The organism is Bradyrhizobium sp. 18BD (assembly GCF_054185225.1).
The window spans coordinates 60,881-79,230 of record NZ_JAVAYL010000010.1; the positions used below are offsets into that span (position 1 = coordinate 60,881).

Sequence of the window (18,350 nt, forward strand, 5' to 3'; positions counted from 1 at the left end):
ATTTCTATTCATAATGGTAGCCAAAGAATTTTCTTATAATGGCTCCGGCCATGCAGCGGCACAGCTCCGGCATCTGACGATCCGGCAGCTGCGATCGCTTGCGGCGCTTTCAGCCAAGGGCAGCGTCACCGCGGCCTCCGGCCATCTCGGGCTGACGCAGCCGGCGGTGACCCAGCAGCTCCGCCAACTTCAGGACCTCGCCGGCCTGCCTTTGGTGCAGCGAACCGGCGACGGCATGCTGCTGACGGAGGCCGGCCGCGAGGTTCTGGCGCTGGCCGAGCGCGTCGAAGCTGCGATCACGGACTGCCAGGGCGCGCTTGATCTGCTCGCGGGGCGGACCGGCGGCACGGTCCAGCTCGGCGCGGTGTCGACCGCGAAATACTTCGTGCCGCATGCGATCGCGGCGTTCTCGAAGCGGCATCCGAAGATCGAGATCAAGCTGACCATCGGCAATCGCGAGGAGATCCGCGAAGCCATGCACGGCTACGATCTCGACTTCGCGGTGATGGGTCGGCCACCGGCCGATGTCAGCGTCGACGTGCGTCAGCTCGGGCGCAATCCGCACATCATCGTCGCGCGCAAGGGACACTGGCTGGCGAAGGATTCGGGCCTCAGCCTGACCGATCTCGTGCACGAGACCTTCCTCACCCGCGAGCCGGGCTCGGGCACGCGGACGCTGATGGAGGGGATGTTCCAGAAGTCGGACCTCGAGCCGATCATCGGCATGGAGATGAGCAGCAACGAGACCATCAAGCAGGCCGTGATCGCCGGGCTCGGCATCGCCTTCATCTCGGCCCACACAGTGGCGCATGAGCTCGCCGAAGGCCGCCTCATCGTGCTCGATGTCGCGGGTCTTCCGATCGTCCGGCAATGGTACGTGATCCGTCGCAGCGACAAGGTGCTGCTGCCGCCGGCGCAGGCGATGTTCGACTTTCTCGGCTCGGAGGGCTCGAACTATCTGCCCGAGGTGCCGGATTTCGGCGAGCGCTAGCTCGCCGATGCTCAGCCCACCAGCTTCATCGCGATCGTCGCCGCCAGAATGACGATGATCTGGAGCAGGCGCTCCGTCGTGAAGATGCGGTTGAAGGTGGTCATCGCACGCCCCCGGCCGTCTAGCAGATCTGAGCGCGTTGCTATCACACGCGGATGACCGGGTAACTCCGTAGTCGCCACGGGTATTGCTCCAGCCTGCGCTCGCGATCGCCGGAACCGGCATTGTTTCGAATGATTCAAATCGCGCTTCTCGGAATTGCCGGCTACCCGCCGTGTTCATCCACGCAGTGACTTCGCGTGCACGGACGCGCCTTGCCCCGCGTCCGGCCGCATCCTTGGGGAATTCGGGCGAGTTTTGAAGTGTAAGGGAGGGCGCGATGAGCCACATCGCAGCCAACGGGGAGCTGTTGTCTTCTGCAGACGATATTTCGAGGCGCAAGGTTCCGGGGATCACGCGCAGCTTCCTAGCCGCACTGATGACATCAGGCGCATTCCTCGCCAGCCCACAGGCATTCGCGCAATCTTCGTCAGGACAAGGCGTCACGATTCCATCCGTCACCGTGACCGCGCCCGAGGCGCAGCGCCGCTCCAATCCGTCCTCCGCCGCGCGCCGGACGAGCGGACCGCGGACGCGGCGGACGCAAACGGCACGGCGGCCGGAGACAACACCCGCGCCGCAGCCATTCACGCCATCGCAGGACGCCCGCACCGGCACGGTCGGCTATTTCGCCAACAGCACCTCCGTCGCCACCAAGTCGAACACACCCATCGTCGACATCCCGCAATCGCTTTCCGTCATCACCCAGCAGCAGATCCGCGACCAGAACTACCAGGGCCTCACCGACGTCACGCGCTACGTCCCGAGCGTCGCCGTCCACCAGGGCGAAGGCAACCGTGACGAGCTCGTCATCCGCGGCGTCGACTCCAGCGCGAACTTCTTCGTCAACGGTTTTCGCGACGACGTGCAGTATTTCCGCGACCTGTACAACGCCCAGAGCATCGAGGTGCTGAAGGGCCCGAGCGCCCTCACCTTCGGCCGCGGCGCCGGCGGCGGCGTGCTCAACCGCACCCTCAAGGAAGCCGACGGCACCCGCATCTATCAGGCCACCGCGCAGACGGGATCGTGGGGCGATCGCCGCGTCTCGCTCGATGCGGGCCAGGCCGTCAATGACAACGTCGCGGCGCGGCTGAACGTGTTCTACGAAGGCAGCGACGCGTTCCGCGACTTCAACCATCTCGAACGCTACGGCATCAACCCGACCGTCACGTTGAAGCCCGACGACTTCACCAAGATCAAGCTGTCCTACGAATATTACCACGACGGCCGCACCGCCGACCGCGGCAATCCCTCGCAGAGCCTCCCCGGCGGCGTCACGCGGTTCAATCCGACGACGCCGTTCGCGCCGAACGGGAATCTGCAAGTCTTCTTCGGCAGCCCCAGCCTCAATACCGCGCAGGCAACGGTGCAGACCGGCATGGCGATCATCGAGCACGACTTCCAGAACGGATTGTCGGTGCGCAACGGCACGATGGCGGCGGACTACCAGAAATTCTACCAGAACGTCTATCCGACCGGCGGGCCGCTCGCCGGCGCGGTCAATCCAGCCCAAACCGCGGTCAATCTCGGCGCCTATCAGCACACCACCAACCGCGACAATTTCTTCAACCAGACCGACTTCACCTACAAGGGCTGGACCGGGCCGATCGCGCACACCGTGGGCTTCGGCACCGAGTTCGGCCGCCAGACCGGCGTCGACATCCGCAACACCGGCGTCTTCCCGAACGGCACCAACACGATCGTGCAGAATCCGTTCGCGCCGACCTATTTCGGGCCAGTCAACTTCATCCACCACTTCACCGGCGTAAACGGCGACGGCGTCACGACGCCTGATTCCAACAGCAAATACGCGCTGAACGTCGAGTCCGGCTACTTGCGCGACACGATCGAGTTTTCGCGCGCGCTGCAGCTCATCGTGGGCACGCGGTTCGACCGTTTCGAGATGTCGGCGCTGGACATGAACACCAGCATCAACCGCAACCGCACCGACAATCTGGTGTCGCCGCAGGCGGCCGTGCTCCTCAAGCCGATGGAGACGATGTCGGTCTATACCGCCTACAGCATCTCCTATTTGCCCGCCTCCGGCGACCAGTTCTCCTCGCTCAACGACGGCACGCTGATCCTTCAGCCGCAGAAGTTCGAGAACACCGAGGTCGGCATGAAGTGGAACATCAATCCGAGGCTGCTGTTCTCGACCGCGATCTACAATCTTAACCGCACCAACCAGCCGATCGCCGACGGCAACAATCCCGGCTTCTTCCTGCCCTCCGGCAGCACGCTGACGCGCGGCTTCGAGGCGAGCCTCGTCGGCTACGTCACGGAGCAATGGCAGTCCTCGCTCGGCTATGCCTATACGGACGCGAAGATCACCAGCGCGACGTCGGCGACGGTCGTGCCCGGCAACCGGGTGCAGCTCGTGCCGTACAATCAGTTTGCCTGGTGGAACAAGTATCAGTTCACGCCGATGTGGGCGGCCGCGCTCGGCATCATCTATTTCGGCGATTCGTTCGCGTCGTCGGACGACACAGTGAGATTGCCGAGCTTCGTTCGCTTCGATGCCGGCGTCTACGCCACAATCGATGCCAATTGGCGCGCGCAGCTCACGGTCGAGAATATCTTCAACCGGGGATATTGGGCGTCCGCCGACGGCAACAACAACATCTCGCCGGGCCAGGGCCGCACGGTGCGGGTCCAGGCGAGCTACCGGTTTTGAGCCGCCGCCAACCTCTGTCCCGCGATGGTTAACGATCAGGCCGCGAGCGGCGTCGCATAGTCCATGCGTGCCGCGAAATAGGCTTCCAGCTCCGACAGCGCGCGGTCTTCCCACTCCCGCGCCTGCTCCAGCAGCGACCAGCTCTGGCCCGGGCGGAATGCAGCGGTCTGGCGATAGAGCGATGCGATGCCGCGATAGCGGCGCACGTTCTCCAGGATGGCGTGTCCGTTGATCTGGCCGTTCATGTCCGAAAACTCCCTCGTCATTCCCGGGGGAGAAATTGCGGCCAAATCTTTTTTGAAAAGTTAGCGGAGCGGAGCAGCTGTGCGGATGGTTGCCGGACTGTTGCACGCACGCAACGTCGCCGGCCGCGCGTCGCGCATTTATTGCGAATTCGTTGCCGCGCTTTCGCCGCGGGATTTCAAACCGCCGCGGCTGACCAGCGTCATCGTCTCGCGGCAGAGATCGGCGAGGCCGATCAGCAGCACGGCGAGCAGGCAGAACAGGTTGACGGAATCCGCATTGGCGCTGGACAGCGGCGTGAACTGGAAGAAGGGCGGGATGAACGCCCACCACACCAGCGGAACGGTGAGCAGCGCGGCGAATGCCGCCGCCGGCGCACCCGCGACAAGGCCCAGCACGAACAGGCTGGGAAGGAATACCGCGAAATAGAGCTTTGCGCCGAGCGCGACGCAGACGCCCTGAAGCGCAGCCGACACTGCGACGACGATAAATCCGAGCAGAAACGCCTGCCACGACCACGGCCGTAGTCGCAATACGCCTAACAAACCCGCACGCCTCATTGGCCTCCCCCTGCCGCCTGTTAACCAGGTCCGCTTGCGACCAAAGTACTACAGCGGCACGGAATCCGCGAGGCGGAAATTGCGTCACTTCGGGACTGGTAAACGGCCGCAACGCACAATCCCGCCGCGGCCGGCGGCTACTCGGTCGCCGCATAGAGCAGGCCCGCAACGGGCAGCGCAAGGCCAATGGCCGACGCCAGCACCCAGCCGCCTTGCGCGAACGCCCAGGCGCCGACCGCAGAGCCTGCGGCGCCCGCCGCGAAGAACGTCGCCATATAGAGCCCGTTGAGGCGGCTGCGATGCTCGTGCCCGAGCGCGAAGATGGCCCGGAAGCCGAGCACGACGTTGCCCTGCACGCCGATATCGATGGCAATCGCCGCCACGACCAGGCAGGCTAGGTTCAGCATCGAGCCGGGCGCGCCGAGATAGGTCACGAGGAAGCCGGCGGCCGCGAGCAGCATCGCAACCCGCGTCGCGATCCGGCTATGGCCGCGATCGGCGAGCCGGCCCGCGATGGGAGCAGCGAACACACCGGCGACGCCGGCGAGCGCGAACAACGCGATTCCGGTCTGGGTGAAGCCGAACGCGCCGGCGAGCTGGAGCGGCGCCACCGTCCAGAACAGGGTGAAGCAGCCGAACAGGCTGGCCTGATAGAGCGCGCGGCGCCGGAGCAGCGGCGTGTGCAGGGCGAGGTGCGGCATCGACAGCAGCAGCGTGCCGTAATGCATGCGCGCAACGGGCTTGCGCCTGGGCAACACCATCCAGAGCGCGGCGGCGAGCATGATCATCAGGGCGGCAGAGGCGAAGAACACCGCATGCCAGGACGACGCCGCGGTGACGAAGCTCGACACCGGCCGCGCCAACATGATGCCGAGCATCAGGCCGGTCGAGACGTTGCCGACGACGCGGCCGCGAATGGCCTCCGGCGCCATATGCGCGGCATAGGGAATGATGATCTGCACCGCGACCGAACCGAGCCCGATGAAGAGTGCGGCGATCAGGAACGGCAGCGCATGGGTGGCGAAGGCGGCGGCGAGCAGCGAGGCGGCGCCGAGCGTGATGACGGAGCAGATCAGGGTGCGGTTCTCGACGAGATCGCCGAGCGGCACGATGAAGAGCAGCCCGATGCCGTAGCCGACCTGGGTCATCGTGACGATCAACCCCGCCGCTTCATGCGACAGGCCAAGCGCGGCGCTGATCGGGGCGATCAGCGGCTGGGCATAATAGAGGTTGGCGGCGACCATGCCACAGGCCGCGGCCAGCACGAAAGTCAGTCGCTGCGACACCGCATCCGGCTCGGGTGCGGTTTCGATCGTGGCATTCATCGTCATGACGTGGTCTCCGAAAGATCGGGAACGATCATTCCCTAATAGGACAAAAATTCAGGCAAGCAGTTTCATCGCGACGCCGACCAGGCGATCGCCGTCGAGCGGCAGGCGCGCCTTGCCGACGACCCGCATGCCTTGCGTGATGCAGATCATCAGCCGCGCGGTATCCTCAGGCACGACATGATCGGGAATCGAGCCGTCAGCCTGGCCCTCGCGGATGAGGCTGGCGATGAAGCTTTCGTTGGTCTCGAGCTGGGCGTTGACGCGGGCGCGGACTTCCGGATCGAGCGCGGCGAGCTCGACGGCGCCGCCGACCACGATGCAGCCGCGGCGCCCCTCGATCCCCTGGGAGTGCTCGACATAGGACAGCAGCATATGGCGCAGCCGCTCGCGGCCGTTGGCGCCCCGCGCGGCCGCGCTGCGGGTCTGCTCCCTGCGCACCGTGGCGTAGCGCTCGAACGCGGCCAGGAACACGGCCTGCTTGTCGCGAAACGCCTTGTAGACGCTGCCGGTGGCAAGCCGCATCGCGGCGGTCAGATCTCCGATCGAGGTCGCATGATAGCCGCGCTCGCAAAACACCCGCACCGCGCGGTCGAGCGCGGTATCCATGTCGAACTCCCGGGGACGACCGGGCGGACGGGCGACGGCTTGCGATTGGCAGGCGGCTTTTTGCATTGCGGGATAATAGGGAATGATCGTTTCCGAATAAAGACACGGAGTTGTGATTGAGGGCCTCTCGGGCTCGTCATTGCGAGCGAAGCGAAGCAATCCAGAATCCCTCCGCGGGAAGACTCTGGATTGCTTCGTCGCTTCGCTCCTCGCAATGACGGGGTATGAGGCGTCAGCACGGGTCTCCGACACGCACTCGCAGGATGGGTAGAACGAAGCGAAACCCATCGCGCATCCTCCTCGCGGAAAGATGATGGGTTTCGCTTCGCTCTACCCATCCTACCATCTTGCAGACACGCCTTCGCAATCTCGCGACGCTTTCCGCCCGAGCTTTGCTTGATCTCTTCGCCCTCGTAAGCCAAGAGGGCGCAGGGAAGGCCGGGTGCCGGCTGGCACCCGCGGTCCGCTGCGCGAAAGTGGTGCGCTAGGAGACCGCACAGCAGCAACAGGTGAAGCCCAACACACGGCCTTCCCTGCGCAGTGGTTGGACGGCTTATGGCGTGCTCTCCCGGGAGCCGAATTCCCTTTGGCCTCCCTCACCTTCGCGAAAGTCGCCGGCACCGCGCCGGTTGACGCTGATGCCGCATCCACGAAAGCTTGACCGTAGCAACGACGGCCAGGACCACACGGTTTTGCCGTACGCACGGCTCGCTCCTCGCCGCAGTTTTCCCGACCCTGTCGACGGAGCCGGAAACTTACTGGCGAAACGAACCCTGACAGCGCCGCTCGTCGGCACGGAGTTTTGGGCTCACGGAGAGCAATCCGCCCTGCCCAATCCTCTCGCGCGGCGTCCACCGCAAGCCCGGCTCGCGAAAATGACGACCACACGATCGCCCCTCAAGGATGAGCCGGGATGGGTGGACACATACGCCATTTCCGAATTTCGGTAAAGTGGAATATTTTCGCGCGGGCGGATTGACAGCGTCGCGGGATGTTTTGCCTGTCGGGCAAGGTCCCGTAGCCCGGATGAGCGAAGCAACATCCGGGGCCTTGCCACAAGCGACAGCGGCCTCGGGTATCGCTGCGCTCACCCGGGCTACGAGAGCCTCACGCTTTCTTCACAGCTGACCCATCCGCCATCGTCGTCACGCCCTTTCGCTCGACGATCATCCCGTAGGCCCTCGGCTGGCGGTGAATGTCGAAATTGAACGTTGTGCGCTTGTAGGAATGGCAGAGATCGAGATCGCAGCGCGCCAGCGCAAGCTCGTCGCCCTTGGTCGTGCATCGCGCGATGATCTCGCCCGATGGCGCGATGATGCAGCTGCCGCCGATGTGGTCGACGCCCTCCTCGACGCCGGCCTTGGCGACGCCGACCACGAAGGTGCCGTTCTGATAGGCGCCGGACTGCATGACGAGATGATTGTGGAACAGCGAGAGATCGTCATGCTCCGGCGCGGGCGGATTGTGCACCGGCGTATTGTAACCGATCATCACCATCTCGACGCCCTGCAAACCCATCACCCGATAGGTCTCGCTCCAGCGGCGGTCATTGCAGATCGCCATGCCCATCACGCCGCCGAAAGCCTCGGTCACGCCGAATCCGCGGCCGGGCTCGAAATAGCGCTTCTCCAGGTGCTGGAATTTGCGCCACGGCTCATGCTCGGCGTGGCCGGGCAGATGGACCTTGCGATACTTGCCGACGATCGCGCCGCTCTTGTCGACCAGGATCGAGGTGTTGTAGCGCCTGACAATGCTGTCCTCGACCGTCAGCTCGGCATAGCCGAGATAGAAGCCGATGCCGAGCTTGCGTGCGAGGTCGAACAGCGCCTGCGTCTCCACCCCCGGCATCTCGCGCTCGAAGAAAGTGTCGATCTCGGCCTGATCCTCGAAATACCAGCGCGGAAAGAACGTGGTCAGCGCGAGCTCGGGATAGACGATCAGATCGCAGCCATTGGCGTGGGCCTGGCGCATCAAGGCCATCAGACGTGCCACGACCTCGCCCCTCGTCTCGGCTCGCGCAATCGGGCCAAGCTGGCCGGCTGCAACATTCACAAATCTCGCCACTGCTCTGTCCTTCGTTTGCTGGTCGCCGGAGCACAATCAAATTCCATGCCTTTTCGACCCGATCTGCGGTGATCCTCGAACATCCCACCTCAGTAGGGAACTTTCGTTGCCGATCTGCAACGGTTCCCCACTGTCTGAAGCCGGACAAAAGAAACTCCCATTCCGGCCACGAACCGCTCTCACAACGCCGTGAGACGACAGGGGAAATACGATGCGTGCACAACGCGTTTGGAAAGTGAACGGGGCCGCCAGCATCGGGCAGCTCCAATCGAGACTGGACGATCTGAACAAGCGTCTCAGCCAACTCGAAGGCCAGAGTCCGGAGAGCTGGAAGCTCGACGAGTTGAGATCGAGCGCGCTCAGGCTGTCGCGCGAGATCGACGACATCCGCTGCGCCGAGGCGACGGCGGCGTTGAGCGAGCTGCTGCGGAGATAGGCGCGGCCGGATGATTCGGCGGTGCGTAGGATGGGTAGAGCGAAGCGAAACCCATCGAACCCTCGCACGGGGGACAAAGGTGATGGGTTTCGCTTCGCTCTACCCATCCTGCAAGTTCGACATTCGGCCGCGCCCCAAGGAACCAACGCCGCGCAGCGCCATTTCCATGCTGAGCATGGAGCAAAATCATGACCAGGCACCTGACGCGAGCCCATCTCGTACGCGGCGTGGCCGGCGCGGTTTCCACGCTGGTCCTGTGCGCGACGGCGGCTTTCACCATCGCACGCCACTTCGCGTTGTAAAGAATTTGGCGTTGTGAAGAATTTGGCGCTGTGAGGGATTTCGCATGACGTCCGATCCCGAGGAGTCGGTGAGGCTGCAAGGCTTTGGCGAGATGACGTTGCGCACCGCGATCGCAACGCTGATGGCGCTCGCGCCAAGCGAGCGATCCGATGCCGCCATCTTCCGCGTCCGCGACGGCTCGCGCCTGGCATCGAGCGAGATCACCGATCTCGCCTCGGACTGGGGCATGACGCCGATGGCGGAAATCAGGTCGCCAAGACTCGTACCCGATCAGCACTGGCCGGACATCGTCCGCGGCATGGTGCGCGAGGCCCCGCTGCCGTCGCTGATGGTGGCGTTCCTGGTGGGTGTGCTGGTGGCGCGGCGGTAGCCGCGCCAAAGCTGCTTGCGACAGGACTATTTCTGTTCGCTGGCCCGCATCTGCTCAGCGAAAGGACGCAGGGCCTCGGACATATCGTCGAGACGTTTCTGCCACTCCGCACCAGGCATGAAAGCGATCACGGGCTCATCCCCGGGCGAGCCCGTCAGGTACTCTGGATTACGCAGGCCCTCGGCTATCCCGGCTTCCAGCTTTTTGACGATATCGTCCGGAACGCCCTTCGGCACCGCGAAGCCGCGCTCGGCCGTCGTCACGACCGGAAAGCCGACCTCTTCTGCCGTCGGAACTTCGGGCAGCGATGAAAAGCGCTTCTTCGACAGGATCGCAATGACGCGAAGCGGCCCCTTGTTGGTGCCATGCAATTCAGGGATCTCGCTGAGACTGACCATCCCGACTTCCAGATGCCCGCCCAACAGATCGGTCCGCTGTGCCGCCGTTCCTCTGTAGGAAATCTCGTTGGGTTCGACCTTCGCGACTGCTGCGAGCATGCGAATGGCCAAATGACCGTTCGTGCCGGCGCCATTGTGGCCGAAGGTCACCGAGCCCGGCTTGCTGCGCAGTGCGGCAACCACATCCGGCAGATTGTTGAATCTGCTGTCCGCGGGCACCACGATCACATTCGGATCCTCGACGACCCGCGCGACCAGCCGGATTTCGTCCGTGGTGTATTGGGTTTTGCGGGTCATCGGCAGGAAATTGTAGCCCGGCACGTTGACGACGCCCATCGCGTAGGCGTCGGGCTGCGCGCGCGCGATCGACGCAAAAGCAATCTCGCCGCCGGCGCCGGGCTTGTTCAGGACGACGAATTTCGCCTTGCCGCCCAGCGCGCGCTCGACAAAGGGAAGAAGTTTGCGCGCCATGACATCGGTGCCGCCGCCAGGCGCGAAGCCGACGACGACCTCGATCGGCTTGTCTTCCGGCCAGGCGGCCCATGCCGGGCCGCAAGCGGCAAGGCCAAACGCTGCAACGAGCGCGACGATTGTCCTGTTCATGATTTCCAACCCTGTTTTTGTTCTTGGCCGATCGCGTCCTCGAACGTGCGATCGACTATGCGCCCATCTAGCCGCCGGCACGACCGGATGGCAACCGGTTATGCTGCGCGACGGCTTCACCGGTCACGCAAGCGCGTAGATGCAGCGTCGTCGAAATCCCGACAGCTTGCGCGACAGATTTGCGCGCGAGACATGCTCGATGTTGAAGGCGACGATTTGCCGATCTGGAAGGTGGCGCTGCACTGTGCGCCTGGTTCGAGGCTAATCGTCCGTTGGATTTCCAACAATGGTGCAGTGAGCACTAACCGTGAAAGAACCGCCAACGGTTGATGGCGTCTCGACGACGATCGAAGGAAATCGGCTGCTTCCGATTTCGAAAAGATCTCAACGAGACGCGGCGAGTCATCGCCAGTCGTTGATAACAATCTCAAACTGCGCCTCCGGGCGAACCTGGGTTCGTCCGGAGGCGCTTAGGCGATTATTGGAGTCCGACAGAGCCGGTGAACGCGCCGTCGTTTCCAAAATTCCCGTTCAGGTTATTGTTCCCGTAGGACAGGACGAAAGAACTGGGACCTGCCGAGATTCCCCTGGAATTGCCGAAAATCCGACAATCATCGACCAGAAACCCACCCGTGCCGGAAGTAGCAAGGCCGATACCGTTACCTTGCACGAGCACCTGGTGAAGAAGGAAAACCGCGTTTCCGGAGCCACCTGCAAGTGCTGTAAGTCCACCGTTGGTGTTAACCGAAACAAGCGAGTTGCGCAGGCTGGCGCGAACGGTGCCTCCCGCTGAGCCGTCGGCGACAATGCCAGCGTTGTTGCCGCTGGTGCTGCTGCCGGTCACGAACAGGTTGAAGTTAACGCCAGCAGGAGGCGTCACGTAGATGGCAGCGACGCCGACGCCAGTGAAGTTTCGGATGGAGGTGTCCGATACGAACAGATTCCGGCCGTTGGTTACATTGATGCCAGACGCCGTCCCTGCGTTGCCATCGATGATGACCCCTGAGAGGCTGAGACTGACGTTGGCAGTGGCCAAGGTGAAGGCCGAGCTGCCACCCGGTGGAACGATGATCGGACGGTTTGGCGCGGTAATCACAACGGTTTTGGTGATCGTAAGGGCCTCGTTGTAAGTCGCGGAGTCCAAGATGACAACCTCTCCGCCGGCATTGGCGGAGAAGAGTCCCGCTGCGATCGTGGTGCAGGGTGCAGTGATGGTACAGGCGGCAGACGGGCTAGCCGCCGTCGCCGCGACGTAAGCCGTCTGAGCCGCGTTGGCCTGGACCGCAAACAGTCCGCCGGCCGCTACGAACGCTAGAAAAAGCGGGATCCTCTTCATCATTTTTGAAATACCCCTAAAGTGGCATAATTGCCGCGAAAAAATTAGGCAAAGTGGTTGTGCCTGACAACAGCAATTATGCTCTTCACAGATGTCCTCGCTCTAAACGGGATGAACGCCGCGGACTGATGGCGGGGCGCATCACCCAAATGGGGTATGAGCGTAGCGAGGCGAGGAGATCCACCGGGCTTCTGTTCGTCGAGTAAGCGCGGCCACCACGGTCTGGGCTTCGGCGGCTTCGCAGGCCAGAGCTGCCGACCCGTCATCTACGAACGCCCTTCATTCACGTACGCCGTTAGCTGTCTCCGCGAGCGGCGCCGCGTTCGCAGTCAGCCGGTGGGCTGACCACGCTCGTGCAAGAGCAGAGTCCAGCCTCTGGATCAGACCCACGATTCCCCTTGCTCGGCTCAGGAAGCCAAACTGAAAAGACGAAGAAGGGTGCCGAGGACGTCAAGACCAAACACCGCACCAAAGCCGATCGCGGCCATTATGAGAGTTGTGGCTGACCACAAAGCCGCGGCGAACCTTGATGAAGCGGAGCCAGGGTTGCGTCCAGGGGCAGCAATGTCGGCATTCTTGCCCAAGAGAGCCGAACGGCCCGCTTGCCATGCCTGGTAGAGTAAAAAGCAACAAATCGCAAAACCAATAACCCGTCCGCCTAAGCGGATCAGTATCTCAAAAAAATCGCTCATCCTGCTTGATCGATGACTGACAAATGCTTGTCTTGTGCGCTCGCTCTGAAGCTGACCTTAGCCGCCCCAAACTCGTGCGTTGCCGCCAATAGCGGACGGCGTTGGCATCTCGGCGGCATGCTTATCCCGCTGACATAAAGCATCGATCGTCGCATCACCCAAATGGGGTATGAGAGGATCGTCCATCGGTCGACTTCATGGCCGCGACGGTCCGAACAGGCTGCGCAACAACTGGAAGCTGTCACCAACTCGGCGAATACAATGCAAACTCAACATCGGGCCGATTTCGGACAACAAAGCCTCCAACGGTTGGGGGCTTGAACGCAAGAGGGGCTCTGGAAATCGAAATACTGGCCAACCGACCTAAAATAATGAAGCGCTGAAAATCTCCCGCGAATATCCGCTGCCCGGACGGGCACCGTGTGCCGGGACCCGACTGGACACAACTTATCGGGCACTCAAATGCCCAAAACACGCAATTCGCGAGAGGTATGCAGAGACGCAAGGCGCAATTCATTGCGCCACGTCGCCCCGGAAACTATAAGTCATTGAAATGATGGTCGGAGTGGCAGGATTCGAACCTGCGACCCCTGCGTCCCGAACGCAGTGCTCTACCGGGCTGAGCCACACTCCGACAAGAGGCCGGCTTATAGCGTCGGGTTTGGCGCACCGCAAGCGGCCGAGATAAGGAATTTTGTCCCTGTGAAAACGGGTCTTGAAACGCTGATTTTACCGGCCGGTGCGACTGCCGCCGAGGCCGCCGCCCGGATTTTGGCCGCCGGCGGGCTGGTCGCGTTCCCGACTGAGACTGTCTACGGGCTCGGGGCAGACGCCGCCAATGCCACGGCGGTGGCCCATATCTACAGCGCCAAGGGGCGGCCGGCCTTCAATCCGCTGATCGCCCACGTGCCCGACCTCGCGGCCGCACGCCGGATCGGACGGTTCGATGCGCGCGCTTTGAAGCTTGCCGAGGCGTTCTGGCCGGGGCCGCTGACGCTGGTGGTGCCGAAGACGGACGACTGCCCGGTGTCGGATCTCGCCACCGCGGGCCTCGACACGGTCGCGATCCGCATTCCCGCCCACCCCGTGGCGGAAGCGATCCTGCGCGCCTTTGGCGGGGCCGTGGTGGCGCCGTCCGCCAACATTTCCGGCCATGTCTCCCCGACGCTGGCGGCCCATGTCGAGAGTGACCTTGCGGGACGGATCGACCTGATCGTGGACGGCGGGCCGGTTGCGGTCGGCGTCGAATCGACCATCGTGGGCTGTTTCGAGGCGCCGATGCTGCTCCGTCCCGGCGGGCTGTCGCGCGAGCGGATCGAGGCGGTGCTCGGTGCGCCACTGGCGCGGCCGCCTGTGGAGGCCGAGAGCGACGACAGCCAGCCGCTGGCACCGGGCATGCTGGCCTCGCATTACGCACCGCGCGCCCATGTGCGGCTCAAGGCGCAGGAGGTTGCGCCTGATGAAGCGCTGCTGGCGTTCGGGTCTGCCCGTCTGCCCGGAATTGATGCTGCTGCCGCCGTCATGAATTTGTCGCCCGCGGCTGATCTCGATGAAGCGGCGGCCAATCTGTTCGGCTATCTTCGCAGCCTCGATGCTAGGGGACCGAAGGCGATCGCGGTGATGGCGATCCCAGAGGAAGGCTTGGGCGAAGCGATCAATGACCGGCTGCGGCGCGCGGCTGTTGCGAGATAAGAGTGGAAGAAAAGACAATGAACATCAATCAATCCGCCACCCCTCCGCTTGCGCCCGAGCTGGTCGACCAATTCCGCAAGATCGTCGGCGACAAGCACGCCATCACCGATGCGGCCGACATCGAGGCTTACGTCACCGAGGAGCGCAATCTGTTCCACGGCCGCTCGCCGCTGGTGCTGAGGCCCGGCTCGACGGCGGAAGTCGCCGCGATCTGCAAGCTCGCCTCCGAGCACAGAATCGCGCTGGTGCCGCAGGGCGGCAATACCGGGCTCGTCGGCGGGCAGACGCCGCATAATGGCGAGGTCGTGGTGTCGCTGCGGCGGCTGGACAAGATCCGCGAGGTGGACACCGCCTCCAACACCATGACCTGCGAGGCCGGCGTGGTGCTGCAGATCGCGCAGCAGAAGGCGTCCGACGTGGACCGGCTGTTTCCGCTCTCGCTCGGTGCGGAAGGAAGCTGCACCATCGGCGGCAATCTCTCGACCAATGCCGGCGGCACCGCGGCGCTCGCCTTTGGCGTCGCGCGCGAGATGGCGCTGGGGCTCGAGGTCGTGCTCGCCGACGGGCGCGTGCTCAACGTGCTGTCGAAGCTGAAGAAAGACAACACCGGCTACAATCTGCACAACCTCTTCATCGGCGCGGAAGGCACGCTCGGCATCATCACCGCGGCGACGCTCAAATTGTTTCCGAAGCCGCGGGCGATCGAGACCGCCTATGTCGGGCTGAAGTCGCCGGCGGCGGCGCTCAAGCTGCTGACGATCGCGCAGAGCGAGGCCGCAGGCGCGCTGACGAGCTTTGAGCTGCTGTCGGAGATGGCGGTCGATTTCTCGGTCCGCCACGGCATCGACGTGCGGGATCCGCTTGCCGAAAAGCATCCCTGGTACGTGCTGATGGAATTGTCCTCGCCCGGCGACGACGCCCGCACGCCGCTGGAGACGATCCTGGCCCACGCCATGGAGGAGGAAATCGTCGACGACGCCGTGATCGCGGCCAACCTCACCCAGCGCAACGGCTTCTGGAAGCTGCGCGAGGAGATGTCGTCGGCACAGAAGCCGGAGGGCGGCTCGATCAAGCACGACATCTCGGTGCCGATCGCCGCGGTGCCTGAATTCATCGCGGAAGCGAACGCCGCCGTGGTGAAGCTGATCCCCGGCGCGCGGCCGGTGCCGTTCGGCCATCTCGGCGACGGCAATCTGCATTACAATGTCAGCCAGCCGATCGGCGCCAACACCGCGGATTACCTGGCGCGCTGGCACGAGATGAACGCCGTCGTGTTCGAGATCGTGCTGCGCATGGGCGGCTCGATCTCGGCCGAGCACGGCATCGGCGTGCTCAAGCGCGACGAATTGCCAGAGGTCAAGGACAAGACCGCGATCGAGCTGATGCGCGCGATCAAGGCGATGCTCGATCCGCACGGCATCATGAATCCGGGGAAGGTGCTGTGAGTGCTCTTGCAATTGACGCGATTAGCGATGCCGACATCGAGAACGTCGTGGCGCTGTGGCAGCGCTGCGGCCTGACGCGGCCCTGGAACGACCCGCATGCCGACATCGCGCTGGCGCGGCGGCGTGAGAATTCCACCGTGCTGATCGGCCGCGACAATGGCGCGATCGTCGCCACCGTCATGGTCGGCCATGACGGTCATCGCGGCTGGGTCTATTACGTCGCCGTCGACCCCGATGGACGCAAGCGCGGCTATGGCCGCGCCATCATGGCGGCCGCCGAGGATTGGCTGCGCCAAGCCGGCATCGCCAAGCTGCAGTTGCTGGTGCGCCGCGAGAATGGACAGGCGAATGCGTTCTACCGGTCGCTCGGCTTCGAGGAATCGACGTCGGTGATGTTCCAGAAGTGGCTCGACGGCCGCGAACAGACGCCTTAAGTCAGAGCGCTGCATCCACGAGCGCAACTGCGCTCCCTCGCCCCGTTCTTACGGGGAGAGGGTTGGGGTGAGGGGCCTCTCTCCGCGGGTGAGATCGGTGTGAGACCTGTACCCCCTCACCCGGATCGCGCCGGACGATGCTACGCATCGCCGGGGACGATCCGACCTCTCCCCGCAAGCGGGGCGAGGTGAAGAAACAGAGAGGCTTCATGACCATCTCCGACCGCGTCCGCATCAAGGACGTCCGCGTGCTCTCGGACGGCTGGACCACGCTGAAGACCACGACGTTCGAGTATCGGCGCGCCAATGGCGAGTGGCAGACGCAGCATCGCGAGACCTATGAGCGCGACAACGCCGCCGCCGTGCTGCCGTACAATCGCGCTGGACGCACGGTGATCCTGGTGCGGCAGTTCCGCCTGCCAGCGTTCATCCGCGGCTACGACGATCTGCTGATCGAGGCGGCCGCCGGTGTGCTGGACGACGCCTCGCCCGAGGTGCGCATCCGCGCCGAGGCCGAGGAAGAGACCGGCTATCGCCTGCACCACGTCGAAAAACTGTTCGAGGCGTTCATGAGCCCGGGCTCGGTGACCGAAAAGCTGCACTTCTTCGTCGCCGAGTACGAGCCTTCGATGCGGGTCAGCGACGGCGGCGGCCTCGCGCACGAGAGCGAGGACATCGAGGTGCTGGAGCTCGGCATCGACGATGCGCTGGCGATGATCGCCGACGGCCGCATCATCGACGCCAAGGCGATCATGCTGCTGCAATACGCGGCGCTGCATATTTTCAGGTAGGGCTTTCTTCACCTCGCCCCGCATGCGGGGAGAGGCATAGGCCGCCTCGGGCGGCCGTCCTAAGAACGCCGAAGCTAAGCTTCGGCTATGTTGCATCGAAGATGCAATCCGGGTGAGGGGGACTCTCCGCGAGTCTCACTGTCACCTCCCTCGCGGAGACTCCCCTCACCCCACCCCTCTCCCCGCAAGCGGGGCGAGGGAGTGCACCTGCCGCGCGGCGAGCCATTGCCCAATGCAATTCAGGCCTGCATCACCCCGCCCCCTGTTGAGCAACCCGAAAACTATCTCTAGTCTGGCTCTAACCAAGAACCAGGAGACGCGCCCATGTCCGCTTCGCGCGATGATGAATTCGGCTTTGCGCCCGACTATGATTCCCCAGTTCCCTATATGCAGCGCACGCGGGACTACTACAGCGCGATCGGCTACACCACGCCGTATCGCTGGGCGCATTACACCGAGGCGCCGTTCCAGAAGCTGAAGAAGCCGCTGGCGCAGTCGCGCGTCACCATCATCACCACGGCCGCGCCGTACGATCCGACCAAGGGCGACCAGGGGCCGGGCGCGGCGTATAATGGCAGCGCGAAGTTTTACCAGGTCTATGACGGCGACACCTCGCAAGCGCATGACCTTCGCATCTCCCATATCGGCTACGACCGCAAGCACACCACGGCCACCGACAACGGCACCTGGTTTCCGCTGCCGCAGCTCCTGAAGGCGTCCGCCTCGGGGCGTATCGGCGAGGTCGCGCCGCGCTTCTTCGGTGCGCCGACCAATCGCAGCCATCGCGTCACGCTCGACACCGACGCGCCGGAGATTCTGGCGCGCTGCATTGCAGACAAGGTCGACGTCGCCGTGCTGGTGCCGAACTGCCCGGTCTGTCACCAGACCACGGCGCTGGTGGCGCGGCATCTGGAAGCCCACGGCATTCCGACCGTGGTCATGGGCTGCGCCAAGGACATCATCGAGCACGCCGCCGTGCCGCGCTTCTTGTTCTCTGACTTCCCGCTCGGCAATTCCGCCGGCAAGCCGCATGACACAGCCTCGCAGGCGCAGACGCTCGAGCTGGCGCTGAAAGTGCTGGAAAGCGCGAGCGGCCCGCAGACCACGATGCAGTCGCCGCTGCGCTGGAGCGAGGACGCTTCCTGGAAGCTCGACTACAACAACGTCGCGCAGCTTTCGCCGGAAGAGCTGGCGCGCCGCCGCGCCGAATTCGACAAGCAGAAGGAGATCGCGCGCGGCAACCGTGCCGCCTGACGTCCTCCAATAACAACAAACAAGGGAG

At 63.8% G+C, this 18,350-nt stretch carries 17 protein-coding genes and 1 tRNA gene; 9 read left to right on the plus strand and 9 right to left on the minus strand.

Going from position 1 to position 18,350, the window contains the following annotated elements; genetic code table 11:
* The first annotated feature begins 13 nt into the window (after positions 1-13).
* Both RAD16_RS19235 and RAD16_RS19240 read left to right on the plus strand, forming a co-directional pair.
* Positions 14-991, plus strand: coding sequence for a LysR family transcriptional regulator (locus RAD16_RS19235; protein WP_458159473.1), 978 nt, complete (start codon positions 14-16; stop codon positions 989-991).
* Between the two features lie 379 nt (positions 992-1,370).
* Complete coding sequence (locus RAD16_RS19240; RefSeq protein ID WP_458159474.1) at positions 1,371-3,764, plus strand: TonB-dependent receptor; 2,394 nt, start codon at positions 1,371-1,373, stop codon at positions 3,762-3,764.
* A 35-nt stretch (positions 3,765-3,799) separates the two neighbouring features.
* Here the strand turns inward: RAD16_RS19240 and RAD16_RS19245 are convergent, their stop codons facing one another.
* The 5 genes from RAD16_RS19245 to RAD16_RS19265 form a co-directional block, all read right to left on the minus strand.
* A complete protein-coding gene (locus RAD16_RS19245) occupies positions 3,800-4,009 on the minus strand; it encodes a hypothetical protein (RefSeq protein WP_458159475.1) in 210 nt (69 codons plus the stop codon).
* A 138-nt stretch (positions 4,010-4,147) separates the two neighbouring features.
* Positions 4,148-4,567: a DUF4118 domain-containing protein gene (locus RAD16_RS19250; RefSeq protein WP_458159476.1), complete on the minus strand. Its 420-nt coding sequence runs from the start codon at positions 4,565-4,567 to the stop codon at positions 4,148-4,150.
* A gap of 137 nt (positions 4,568-4,704) precedes the next feature.
* Complete coding sequence (locus tag RAD16_RS19255; RefSeq protein WP_458159477.1) at positions 4,705-5,898, minus strand: MFS transporter; 1,194 nt, start codon at positions 5,896-5,898, stop codon at positions 4,705-4,707.
* Between the two features lie 51 nt (positions 5,899-5,949).
* On the minus strand, positions 5,950-6,570 hold the full coding sequence (locus RAD16_RS19260) for a TetR/AcrR family transcriptional regulator (RefSeq protein WP_458159478.1): 621 nt from the start codon (positions 6,568-6,570) through the stop codon (positions 5,950-5,952).
* Between the two features lie 1,041 nt (positions 6,571-7,611).
* Positions 7,612-8,568, minus strand: a complete 957-nt coding sequence (locus RAD16_RS19265) for an N-carbamoyl-D-amino-acid hydrolase (RefSeq protein ID WP_458159479.1) — start codon at positions 8,566-8,568, stop codon at positions 7,612-7,614.
* A gap of 211 nt (positions 8,569-8,779) precedes the next feature.
* On the opposite strand from RAD16_RS19265, the gene RAD16_RS19270 reads away from it, so the two are divergent.
* Positions 8,780-9,004 (plus strand): hypothetical protein, encoded by a 225-nt coding sequence (locus RAD16_RS19270; protein WP_458159480.1) that lies wholly within the window; start codon positions 8,780-8,782, stop codon positions 9,002-9,004.
* A gap of 346 nt (positions 9,005-9,350) precedes the next feature.
* The gene (locus tag RAD16_RS19275) at positions 9,351-9,677 is read left to right on the plus strand and encodes a hypothetical protein (protein WP_458159481.1); all 327 of its coding nucleotides are present in this window, start codon (positions 9,351-9,353) and stop codon (positions 9,675-9,677) included.
* A 26-nt stretch (positions 9,678-9,703) separates the two neighbouring features.
* Here the strand turns inward: RAD16_RS19275 and RAD16_RS19280 are convergent, their stop codons facing one another.
* The 4 genes from RAD16_RS19280 to RAD16_RS19295 all read right to left on the minus strand — a co-directional run bounded on the left by RAD16_RS19280 (position 9,704) and on the right by RAD16_RS19295 (position 13,340).
* Positions 9,704-10,798, minus strand: coding sequence for a Bug family tripartite tricarboxylate transporter substrate binding protein (locus tag RAD16_RS19280; RefSeq protein ID WP_458159482.1), 1,095 nt, complete (start codon positions 10,796-10,798; stop codon positions 9,704-9,706).
* A gap of 358 nt (positions 10,799-11,156) precedes the next feature.
* Positions 11,157-12,017, minus strand: a complete 861-nt coding sequence (locus RAD16_RS19285) for a hypothetical protein (protein ID WP_458159483.1) — start codon at positions 12,015-12,017, stop codon at positions 11,157-11,159.
* A 404-nt stretch (positions 12,018-12,421) separates the two neighbouring features.
* Positions 12,422-12,706 carry a hypothetical protein gene (locus RAD16_RS19290; protein ID WP_458159484.1) on the minus strand — a complete coding sequence of 95 codons (285 nt, stop codon included), beginning with the start codon at positions 12,704-12,706 and terminating at the stop codon, positions 12,422-12,424.
* A 557-nt stretch (positions 12,707-13,263) separates the two neighbouring features.
* Positions 13,264-13,340: transfer RNA gene (locus tag RAD16_RS19295), tRNA-Pro, on the minus strand.
* A gap of 68 nt (positions 13,341-13,408) precedes the next feature.
* On the opposite strand from RAD16_RS19295, the gene RAD16_RS19300 reads away from it, so the two are divergent.
* The 5 genes from RAD16_RS19300 (at position 13,409) to RAD16_RS19320 (ending at position 18,322) form a co-directional block, all read left to right on the plus strand.
* Positions 13,409-14,398 (plus strand): L-threonylcarbamoyladenylate synthase, encoded by a 990-nt coding sequence (locus RAD16_RS19300; RefSeq protein WP_458159485.1) that lies wholly within the window; start codon positions 13,409-13,411, stop codon positions 14,396-14,398.
* A gap of 17 nt (positions 14,399-14,415) precedes the next feature.
* Entirely contained in the window at positions 14,416-15,843 is a 1,428-nt protein-coding gene (locus tag RAD16_RS19305; protein ID WP_458159486.1) for an FAD-binding oxidoreductase, read from the plus strand.
* Positions 15,840-16,277, plus strand: a complete 438-nt coding sequence (locus RAD16_RS19310; RefSeq protein WP_458159487.1) for a GNAT family acetyltransferase — start codon at positions 15,840-15,842, stop codon at positions 16,275-16,277. Before RAD16_RS19305 ends, RAD16_RS19310 begins: the two co-directional genes overlap by 4 nt.
* Positions 16,278-16,486: 209 nt before the next feature.
* On the plus strand, positions 16,487-17,068 hold the full coding sequence (locus tag RAD16_RS19315; protein ID WP_458159488.1) for an NUDIX domain-containing protein: 582 nt from the start codon (positions 16,487-16,489) through the stop codon (positions 17,066-17,068).
* 324 nt (positions 17,069-17,392) lie between these two features.
* Entirely contained in the window at positions 17,393-18,322 is a 930-nt protein-coding gene (locus RAD16_RS19320; RefSeq protein WP_458159489.1) for a glycine reductase, read from the plus strand.
* Positions 18,323-18,350: the final 28 nt, after the last annotated feature.

Coding starts and splice junctions, on each gene's coding strand:
- RAD16_RS19255 (WP_458159477.1), bottom strand. CDS start 5,898: ATGACGATGAATGCCACGATCGAAACCGCACCCGAGCCGGATGCGGTG.
- RAD16_RS19290 (WP_458159484.1), bottom strand. CDS start 12,706: ATGAGCGATTTTTTTGAGATACTGATCCGCTTAGGCGGACGGGTTATT.
- RAD16_RS19260 (WP_458159478.1), bottom strand. CDS start 6,570: ATGCAAAAAGCCGCCTGCCAATCGCAAGCCGTCGCCCGTCCGCCCGGT.
- RAD16_RS19320 (WP_458159489.1), top strand. CDS start 17,393: ATGTCCGCTTCGCGCGATGATGAATTCGGCTTTGCGCCCGACTATGAT.
- RAD16_RS19235 (WP_458159473.1), top strand. CDS start 14: ATGGTAGCCAAAGAATTTTCTTATAATGGCTCCGGCCATGCAGCGGCA.
- RAD16_RS19250 (WP_458159476.1), bottom strand. CDS start 4,567: ATGAGGCGTGCGGGTTTGTTAGGCGTATTGCGACTACGGCCGTGGTCG.
- RAD16_RS19240 (WP_458159474.1), top strand. CDS start 1,371: ATGAGCCACATCGCAGCCAACGGGGAGCTGTTGTCTTCTGCAGACGAT.
- RAD16_RS19315 (WP_458159488.1), top strand. CDS start 16,487: ATGACCATCTCCGACCGCGTCCGCATCAAGGACGTCCGCGTGCTCTCG.
- RAD16_RS19275 (WP_458159481.1), top strand. CDS start 9,351: ATGACGTCCGATCCCGAGGAGTCGGTGAGGCTGCAAGGCTTTGGCGAG.
- RAD16_RS19245 (WP_458159475.1), bottom strand. CDS start 4,009: ATGAACGGCCAGATCAACGGACACGCCATCCTGGAGAACGTGCGCCGC.
- RAD16_RS19270 (WP_458159480.1), top strand. CDS start 8,780: ATGCGTGCACAACGCGTTTGGAAAGTGAACGGGGCCGCCAGCATCGGG.
- RAD16_RS19285 (WP_458159483.1), bottom strand. CDS start 12,017: ATGATGAAGAGGATCCCGCTTTTTCTAGCGTTCGTAGCGGCCGGCGGA.
- RAD16_RS19305 (WP_458159486.1), top strand. CDS start 14,416: ATGAACATCAATCAATCCGCCACCCCTCCGCTTGCGCCCGAGCTGGTC.